This is a genomic window from Vicinamibacteria bacterium (assembly GCA_035620555.1).
Taxonomy (GTDB): Bacteria; Acidobacteriota; Vicinamibacteria; order Marinacidobacterales; family SMYC01; genus DASPGQ01.
This window is the reverse complement of sequence record DASPGQ010000216.1, coordinates 1-8753: the sequence shown is the minus strand read 5'-3', so window position 1 is coordinate 8753 and position 8753 is coordinate 1. Positions and strand designations below refer to the sequence as shown.

General features: G+C 63.4%; 8 protein-coding genes. 5 read left to right on the top strand and 3 right to left on the bottom strand.

Annotation, left to right across the window (positions count from 1 at the left end; translation table 11 throughout):
- The 3 genes from VEK15_08590 to VEK15_08580 form a co-directional block, all read left to right on the top strand.
- Positions 1–614: hypothetical protein (locus VEK15_08590; protein ID HXV60737.1), on the top strand; the 614-nt coding region annotated here is incomplete at its 5' end.
- A 277-nt stretch (positions 615–891) separates the two neighbouring features.
- Positions 892–1299 carry a hypothetical protein gene (locus VEK15_08585; GenBank protein ID HXV60736.1) on the top strand — a complete coding sequence of 136 codons (408 nt, stop codon included), beginning with the start codon at positions 892–894 and terminating at the stop codon, positions 1297–1299.
- A gap of 269 nt (positions 1300–1568) precedes the next feature.
- Positions 1569–2957, top strand: coding sequence for a sulfatase (locus tag VEK15_08580; protein HXV60735.1), 1389 nt, complete (start codon positions 1569–1571; stop codon positions 2955–2957).
- Positions 2958–2992: 35 nt separating this feature from the next.
- Here the strand turns inward: VEK15_08580 and pap are convergent, their stop codons facing one another.
- Complete coding sequence (pap, locus tag VEK15_08575) at positions 2993–4447, bottom strand: polyphosphate:AMP phosphotransferase (protein ID HXV60734.1); 1455 nt, start codon at positions 4445–4447, stop codon at positions 2993–2995.
- Positions 4448–4708: 261 nt separating this feature from the next.
- On the opposite strand from pap, the gene VEK15_08570 reads away from it, so the two are divergent.
- On the top strand, positions 4709–5836 hold the full coding sequence (locus tag VEK15_08570) for a ParB N-terminal domain-containing protein (protein ID HXV60733.1): 1128 nt from the start codon (positions 4709–4711) through the stop codon (positions 5834–5836).
- Between the two features lie 92 nt (positions 5837–5928).
- Complete coding sequence (locus tag VEK15_08565; protein ID HXV60732.1) at positions 5929–6711, top strand: SH3 domain-containing protein; 783 nt, start codon at positions 5929–5931, stop codon at positions 6709–6711.
- A gap of 3 nt (positions 6712–6714) precedes the next feature.
- On the opposite strand, the gene VEK15_08560 is transcribed toward VEK15_08565, so the two are convergent.
- Entirely contained in the window at positions 6715–8262 is a 1548-nt protein-coding gene (locus VEK15_08560; GenBank protein ID HXV60731.1) for a diguanylate cyclase, read from the bottom strand.
- Positions 8263–8400: 138 nt separating this feature from the next.
- The coding region (locus VEK15_08555) for a hypothetical protein (GenBank protein ID HXV60730.1) at positions 8401–8753 on the bottom strand (353 nt) is incomplete at its 5' end.

Here is an 8753-nt window from a genome sequence, read left to right as displayed (position 1 = left end):
CTCCGGATGGGGAGGAGATTGCCTTTTACGCCCATCGGAGCGGGCTGCGGCAGGTGTGGATCCAACCCGTGGATGGAGGGCCGGCCCGACAGCTGACCCGCGGTGAGGTCGAGAGCACTTTCCCCAGCTGGTCTCCGGACGGACGGGAGATTGCGTTTCTTTCGCGTCGGGACGCCAAGTTCGAGATTCGGGTTGTGCCGACTGAGGGAGGCGAGCCGCTTTCATTGACGAACGAGCCGTTCGTCGACGATTCTTTTGCTTTCTCGCCGGATGGTCGCTGGTTGGTTTACGAATCCACGCGCTCGGGCACGAGCAATTTCTGGAGAGTCTCCCGGGCGGGTGGTGAGCCCGAGAAACTCAGCGACGCGGAAGGCGAGTTGCTCTGCTGGTCGCCCGACGGGAAGTCGATCTACTTCGTCGGTGTCGGTGAGGGACGGGGCAACCTCTGGACGATGTCCGGAGAGGGTGGTTCGGCCCGCCCGTTGACCGATCTGTCTGGCAGGCCGGGCGCACTCGTTCTCGCAGGTCCCCTGGCCACTGATGGAACCTACCTCTATTTCGCCTGGCGGGAGGGCCGAGGAGATATCTGGGTCGCGGACGTCGTTTTTCAATGATCGGTTCAACAGAACCACTGCCCTCGAGGACTTCACGCGGCGAGCCGCTCGTGCCGCGCGGTATCTCATGTTGATGAGCTCGACGACGAGGCTGCGGATGGAGTGCGCGAAGGCCAGCATCACCCCGATGGCGATGACGACCGCCATCACCATGATCTGGCCTATTTTCTTCGGCCGTGAGAACGGCATCGACTCCGCGATCATGAGCACTCCGATTGGGAAACGGGAGCGATTGAGTATACGATGCCCGCCGCGACCGAACCTAGGAGGTGCCTCGATGTTAGGTGAGCTCTTGTACGAAGAAAAAGGGAAGACCATCGGCCTCAGAGTCCTGTCATCCGATGACGGTGGAACGACCGTCGAAGTGACTCTCGAGACCGAGGGAAAGATCCTCGGGGTGGGAGAGAAGAGTCTCTGGACTTACTGGTCCAAGACCCGGCCCGACGGGACGATCTATGGCGAGGGAAAGGGCGTCATGACCACGAAGGATGGCGACGTGATCCAGCTCGTCGGCAACGGCGCCGCGAAAGCCGCCGGCGCCGACGGCTCCATCCACTACCGGGGCGCTATCTACTTCCACACCGCATCCCAGAAATTCGCGAAGCTGAACGGCACGACCGCGGTCCATGAGTACGATGTCGACGGGCAGGGCAACACCGTCGCCAAGGTCTGGGAATGGAAGTGAGCTCGTAGGATCCGTGGCGAGAGCCTTCCCATCGTCGATAGACTTCAACAAAAAAGTGATTCAGCTTTCGCGATCGAAGTCAGGAATGTGAATCCGGCATAACCCGAGAGAGAACCAGCTCGGAGCAGGCCGAGCCGGTGAGGAATAGCGCTCTTCTCTCGAAGCGAAGCCGCGACCTCTGCCAGACGCATCTGTGCCACCGCGCCGAGCCGCTGTCCCATGAGAAGATACTCACAACTCCAAACGCGCGAGTGATGTAGGAGTCCTCCATGAAATTCGCACTGAGGCTCGCCCTGCCTCTTCTTCTCGTCCATTGCCGGCCCGCTCCGGAGCCGCCGGAACGGCCCAACTTCCTCGTGGTGGTCGTGGACGATCTGAGGTGGGACGACGTGGGAGCTTACGGACACCCGTTCGTCTCGACCCCCAACATCGATCGAATCGCCCGGGAAGGGGCGCGGTTCGAGAACGCGTTCGCTACCACGCCTCTCTGCTCGCCGAGCCGGGCGAACCTCCTCACCGGGCTCTACGCTCGCCGGAACGGGATCATCGACAACACGAACCGGAGCGAGACGAGCCACGAGCTCGTGACCTTTCCTCGGCTTCTGGACGAAGCCGGCTATGACACCGCGTTTCTCGGAAAGTGGCACATGGGAAACGACGAGACGCGAAGGCCCGGGTTCGACTATTGGGTGAGCATGAAGGGGCAGGGCGAGGCCATCGACCCCAATCTCCACGAGAACGGGAAGACCTCGAAGGCCGAAGGCTATGTTACCGACCTTCTCACTGACCGCGCCCTCGACTTTCTCGCGCGAGAGCGCTCGGAGCCCTTCGCGTTGTTCTTCGCCCATAAAGCGCTCCACCCCAACGTCATCCAGCACGACGACGGAAGCACGGCGTCCATCGGAGAGGGTGGATTCATCCCCGCCGAACGCCATCGCGGGCTCTATGCCGATGACGAGATTCAAAGGAGGCCCAGCTATGGCATCCCTCCAAAGGGGAAACCTGCGCTCGAGCGCACCATCGAAGGCCTCCCCCCGCTGGGGCCGGACACCGTCACCGACGACGAGACCATCCGCGATCGGTTACGGATGCTCCAGGCGGTCGACGAGAGCCTCGGGCGCATCCTCGAAGCGCTCCAACGAAACGGCGAGCTCGAGAACACGGTCGTCGTCGTGACGAGCGACCACGGCTACTTCTACGGCGAGCACGGACTCTCCGCCGAAAGACGTCTCGCGTACGAAGAGACGCTTCGCATCCCGCTCGCCGTCCGATATCCGAAACGGGTCGCCGCCGGGACGCTGGTCACCCCGATGGTCCTCACCATCGATCTTGCGCCCACGATCCTCGAGCTTTCGGGCGTCACGCCCCCCGTTCTCGACGGGCGTTCGTTCGTTCCGCTTCTCGAGGGGAAGCCCACCGAATGGCGGCACTCGTTCTTCGTCGAGTACTACAGCGACATCGTCTTCCCCCGCATCGTGAACATGGGCTACGAGGCGGTTCGCACCGATCGCTACAAGCTCATTCGCTACCTCGAGCTCGAGAACATGGACGAGCTCTACGACCTCGAGACGGACCCCTACGAGATGACGAACCTCATCGACTCGGAAGAGCACGAGAGCGTGCGGGAAGAGCTGCAGGCGCTCCTGGACACCTTCTAGCAGCTGATCCCAACTTCGGTCTGCTACTTCTTCGATTATCGGGAACGGCCGACGGCCTTGGCCATCCGGCGGCAGAGCGTCTTCAGGACCTCGATGCGAGCCCAGCGTTTATCGTCGGCGGCCACGAGGTGCCAGGGCGCGCGAACGGTGCTCGTGCGGCGGATCATCTCGTCAGCCGCCTCCTCGTAAGCGATCCATTTCTCGCGATTCCGGTAGTCGTCGGCCGAGATCTTGTACTTCTTGAACGGGACTTTCTCGCGCGCCTTGAAGCGGCGGAGCTGCTCTTCGGGGCTGACGTGCAACCAGAACTTGAGCAACAGGATTCCGTGCTCGCCGAGCTGCTCTTCGAAGTCGTTGATCTCGGCGTAGGCTCGGTTCCACTCCGGTTCCGAGGCAAGCCCTTCGAGCCTCTCCACCAGCACGCGTCCGTACCAGCTGCGGTCGAATATGACGACGTGCCCCGCCCGGGGGAGCATTCGCCAGAAACGCCAGAGGTAGTGATGTGACCTCTCCTCGTCCGTTGGAGCGGCGATGGGCACGACGCGGTAATACGCCGCGTCCATCGGCTTGGTGATCCGTCGAATGGCACCGCCCTTTCCCGCGGCGTCCCACCCTTCGAAGGCGAGGACACCGCTTTTGCCCAGCTCGTGTGCTCTCTGGCCGAGCTCCGCGAGCTTCCGCCAGTAGCGCTGAAGCTTCCTCTCGTAAGCATCTTTTTCGAGCCGTTTCGTCAGATCGACGCGATCGAGAACGGTGATCGGACTCGGACCGGTCGGCAGGCGGGGCGGCCGGGGCCGCTGGCGCGGAGACTCGCCGAGTCGTCTCGCCAGAGTGCTGATGATCATCTGAGCGACGGTCACGTTCCGGTAGCGAGGATCGGTGCTCTCCACGAGGTTCCAGATCGCTCCTTCTTGACTCGTGCGAGCCAGGACTCGCTCCGATACTGCGCGAACCCCTTTGTAATGACGGAGAACGACGGCGGACTCGCCACGTGCGCGCCCCCCGAGGGACCGCTCGATTCGCTTGCGAGGAGCATGCAGCCAGAGCTTCAGGATCAGGGTGCCGTTGTCGGTCAGCGTCCTCTCGAAGCTCCGGATGTGCCGCAGTCTTCGATCGAGCTCGACCTCGTCGATGTCGCCGACGGCTCGCTCCACGACTGCCCGGTGAGTCCACTCCCGCGCAAAAAGCCCGATACGACCGGCCGGGGGCAACGCTCTCCAATAACGCCAGAAGAGTGGCCGCTCCGTTTCTTCCTGAGACCGCTCCTCGTAGACGTTCGCCTCGAGGTAACGAGGGTCCATCCACTCGTGGAGCAGGTTGAGCACTTCCGAGCAGCCCGAGACGTCATCTCCTCCGAGGACGATCATCACCGGGAAATCGGATTCGCGAAGCTCGTATTGGACCGTGAGCAGCCCGACCCGGAGAACCGGCTCCTTCTCGGCGTACTCTTCCTTGCTCGCGACGCGGCCGAGCTCCACGGTTTCGAGCATCGAGACGAGATTCTATCTCGATCGCGCCGCACGTCCACGAAATCGATTCGAAGAGCGCATTTTCCACTCGACAAACTCGAGCAGGCGAGTACAATATTGCGATTTTTTGCGCGGGACTGGTTGTAGATCGACTGCGGCGGCTGAGCGAAGCGTTTTGCGAATGTAAAGACCCGCACTCATAACTTCGGGGGACCAGCACTTCGCTTTGGCCTGCCGTGGGCTTTCATCACCGCGCGGTCGCAGGGGCGGAGTTTGTCCGAGATGGGTAGTAAGTCTCCCGAATCGAGCACCGATAGCAAGAAAGACGAAGAGTATTACGAGAGCGACATGTCGAGCACCGCCGAGACCCGTTATCAGCGTGAAGGCTTGCCGCAAGAGTATCGAATGCGGCACGACGACCATTATGTGACCGAGCTCGTCGCGTCGGGTCACATGCCCCGGCTCCGGATCGTCGCCATCAACCAGATCGAATCTTCGGCTCCCGCCGGCGGCGAGGGGCTCCAGGGTCTCGTGGACTCGATACGGGAGTTCGGAGTCCTTCAGCCACTCATCGTTCGTCGCCATCGAGGACGGTACGAGCTTCTGTCGGGCGCCAAGCGGTTGGCGGCCGCGGCGAGCGCCGGGCTCAGGGAAGTCCCCTGCCTCGTTCACGACGTGGACGAGCTCGAGGCACGCCGACTCGCCGAGGCGGCAAACCGGCACGCTCGGCTTCGGGAGCGAATCGTGGGCGTGAGGGGGGGTCGCGCCGGAGCGACTTCCACGATCCTGGAGAGCACGTTCGAGACCATCCTGTCCACGCTCGGACTCCTGGACCGTCCCGACAACACGCTTCGCGACCAGGTCGCCATCGGGCTCATCCGAACCGAGACGATGCGAGCCCAGCGCCTCGTTCGGGGTGTGGCGATGCTGAACGCCGACCCGCCCGTCATCCGCCGCGCGGTGGACATGGGCGCCGTTCTGCGCGACGTTTTGAGTGAGTCGGAGGACGAACGACGGCTGCTCGGCCTCTCGCTGTCGGCCTCCATAGACGCGGACTGCACCGGGCGAGCCGACGCCCAGCTCCTCGGGATTGCCATGGCAGGCGCGCTCGAGACGGTGACCGCGCTGCTTCGCTCGAGCAAGGGCGCCTCGCTGCAGGTGCGTCTATCACGGAACGAGATGATCCGGGGGGTGACGCTGAGCGTCTCCGAGGACGTGGTTCGGATGCCAACTTCTTCCTGGTCCCGCTGGTTCGATCTCGACTGGGAGGAGCGGCCCGGCGGCTATGCCGCGGGGATCGCCCTACTCTCCGCGAAGCGCGCGGCCGAGCTCCACGGCGGGCGTCTCGAGCTCGCCCCGACGCAAAGCGGGGGCTGTCGCATCTCCGTCGTCCTGCCAGCAGAGGCATAGCCACTCGTCGCTCTGCTGTACAACCGAACGGTACCGGGTTATCATGATGGTCTCCCCCGCCCCAATCGCGTTCGCGCTCGTGGAGGTTCCGCTTGTCCCCGTCGCTCGCGTCGAGGTTCGTCCTCGGTCTCGGCCTGATAGCTTCGATCCTGGCGTGCGGCGGCAAGGCGAAGCCATCCCACCCGATGCCGGTCACGAACAGCCCGCCGCCGGGAGTCTCGGACGAACGCGAACGGGAGCTGATCGCGGAGACCGAGGCTCTTCGTGAGTCGCTCTCGGCCTACGAAGCGGAAAACACCGATCTGCGCGGCTCACTGACGCAGCGGACCCAGGACCTGACTTCCCTCGAGGAGCAGAATGCCACCCTCGAGCTCGAGCTCGCGATCGCGCTCGAAGAGCTCATTCGCTCCCAGTCGAACGTCAAGAATGTCCAGAGCCGGGCGTTCGCCGTGTCACGCATCGCCGAGGTTCGCGTCGAGCTCGAGTCATTCGGCGGCAGGAAGGACTCCACGCTCCGCGATCGGCTCGAGCGCGCCGAGAGCTTCCTCGAGCGTGCCGATCAAGCGCTCAAGGAGAACAACGTCGGCGGAGCCGCCTATCTGGCGGTGCGAGCGGGCGAGCTCGTTCGACAGGCCCGAACCGTCTCCGAGATTCGGCGCCGTGAATCCATCGATATCGTACCCATCGTTCCACCCCGTCCCATCGAGGTCCAGAAGACGGCCAATCTTCGGAGAGGGCCATCGATTCAGACCGATCGCGTCGGATTGGTGGAAATCGGCACGAAGCTCGAGGCGGTGGGAAGACTGGGCGAGTGGTACCAGGTCCGAAGCTCGGAAGGGCGGATCGTCTGGATTCACGGAAGCCTCGTGGAGTGAGGCTCAGGAGGCGGCCGAGGTCCTGGCTCTTCCGGACTTCCTCATAGCGGAGACGGCGCCCGCCACCTCGACGCGATTCCGGCCTCGCCGCTTGGCCTCATAAAGAGCGCGATCGGCGGCATCGATGAGCTCGGCGGCGGTCCTCCCGTCGCGCCACCAGGCAGCCACTCCCAAGCTCAAGGTCACATGCTCGGGAACGACGTTCTCCTGGAAACCTGTCCGGAGCATCTCGGCAACGGCGACGCCCTGTTCCGCCGCCATGTCGGGAAGAAGCACGAGAAACTCCTCACCCCCATAGCGTGCCGCTCTCGCCCCCATGGGGACGCTCACCCGGAGGTAGGCGCCGAGCTTCTCGAGAAGGCCATCACCGCGAAGGTGCCCGTACCGATCGTTGTACGCCTTGAAGTGATCGATGTCGATCATGAGGATCGTGAGGGGGCTGTTGCTCACCATGGCTTTGTGCAGCTCCTCGGCAAGCGCTTTTCGCAGCTCCCGGCGGTTGATGAGCTGAGTCAGCTCATCGGTCGTCGAAAGCCTCTCCAGATGCTGGTGACTCGCCTTCAGAGTCGCCGCCATCTGATTGAATACCTCGGTGAGATATCCGATCTCGTCTCGACTCTTTACCGGAAGATCGGAACCATAGTCGCCCCGGGCAACCCCGTGGGCGCGGAGAGCGAGTCGCTCGAGAGGATCCGTGAGGGTCAGGACGAGACCGTAGGCCAGCGCGACAACCAGCACCACGGCAACCGCGCTCAACAGGAGAACACGCCTACGTAGCTCGGTGACCGAGGCGAAAGCCACGTCCCAGTCGGTGGTCACCGTGAGACGCAACGGCTCCTGCAGATCCATCGCCTGAAGGGAGTGAGATACTCCAAGGGCGACTTCTCCTCGACCGTCGCGCAGCTCCGCGATGCGGCCGTCCTCGATGAGTCTTCCGGGAAAATCGGTGCCGGGATCCGGATCTCGAGGGTGGGCGAACACCAGACGATGGGAGTCGGTCGTGATACGCAGTCGCTCGACCGTCTCACCGCTGCCAATCAACTCCCGCAGGGATTCGAAGTCGCAGACCAGCGCGATTCGGCCGAGAACCCGACCATCCTCGCCGAAGATGGGGCTCTGGACCCACAGATAGGCACCCCGGAAGCCCCAATCCAGAGTCGAGCCAGCCCCGACTGGCTCGTTGGCGATGCGATCGACATCCAGGTCGTCCAGCGATCCGGCCGATGCCACCAGTTCACCCGTAGGATCGAGAACGGCCAGGGCTCGATACACTCGATAACGCCCCTGAACTTCCTGAAGATAGGCGCCGATCCACTCCTTGCCTTCGCGGGGGCGGGCCATGTGAGCGACGACGATGGTCGAGCCCGCGAACACCCGAGCGTCCTGCCGGCGCTCCTGGTGCCATTCGATGATCCTGGCTGCGTTCAGAGACGCCCGCGAGTTCAACTGGTCCGAGAGCTTCTCATTGAGTGTCTTGCGTGCGGCCAGGTAGGACGAGGTGCCGACGAGAGCCGTGGGCAAGGTAGCGGCCACGACCACGAGGCCCAGCACTTTGTCGCGAATGGACCAGACCGAGTGTTTTCGCTGCAGTTCGGCCGTCGATCGTGACTGTTCCAAAAAGGGACGCCCCCCAAGCCCGTTAAATAAGGTAGCAATTATCGGGCCATCACTCTGTGGCTCTCATCACCGCTACTGACCCCGCTTGGCCCGGGCGAACCGTTGTCTCCGCTGCTCGGTCGCACCGGGCCCGGCGGCGACGGAATCCGGCAAGAACGGTTCTTCGCCGTGAAGCGGCTCTTGCGGATTCTCTTCGGGTGCCGAGCCCGAATCTGTCGAAGGTTCCCGTAGCGACGTCGGAACCCGCCAGGCGCCCATCTCCGGAAGCCGCCACCCGATTCGACTCGCCAATGCCTCCAGAAGGAACACGCCGAGAAACACCCAGAGGAGCGCCGGCCGGAGATCGAGTCTTCCGCCCTCGAGACGATCGTTCCAGATCGAAGTGAGCTCGGTCCGGTCGACCCCTCCACTCGAGCGGGAAAGCG

Coding starts and splice junctions, on each gene's coding strand:
- VEK15_08585 (HXV60736.1), top strand. CDS start 892: ATGTTAGGTGAGCTCTTGTACGAAGAAAAAGGGAAGACCATCGGCCTC.
- VEK15_08580 (HXV60735.1), top strand. CDS start 1,569: ATGAAATTCGCACTGAGGCTCGCCCTGCCTCTTCTTCTCGTCCATTGC.
- pap (HXV60734.1), bottom strand. CDS start 4,447: ATGCTCGAAACCGTGGAGCTCGGCCGCGTCGCGAGCAAGGAAGAGTAC.
- VEK15_08570 (HXV60733.1), top strand. CDS start 4,709: ATGGGTAGTAAGTCTCCCGAATCGAGCACCGATAGCAAGAAAGACGAA.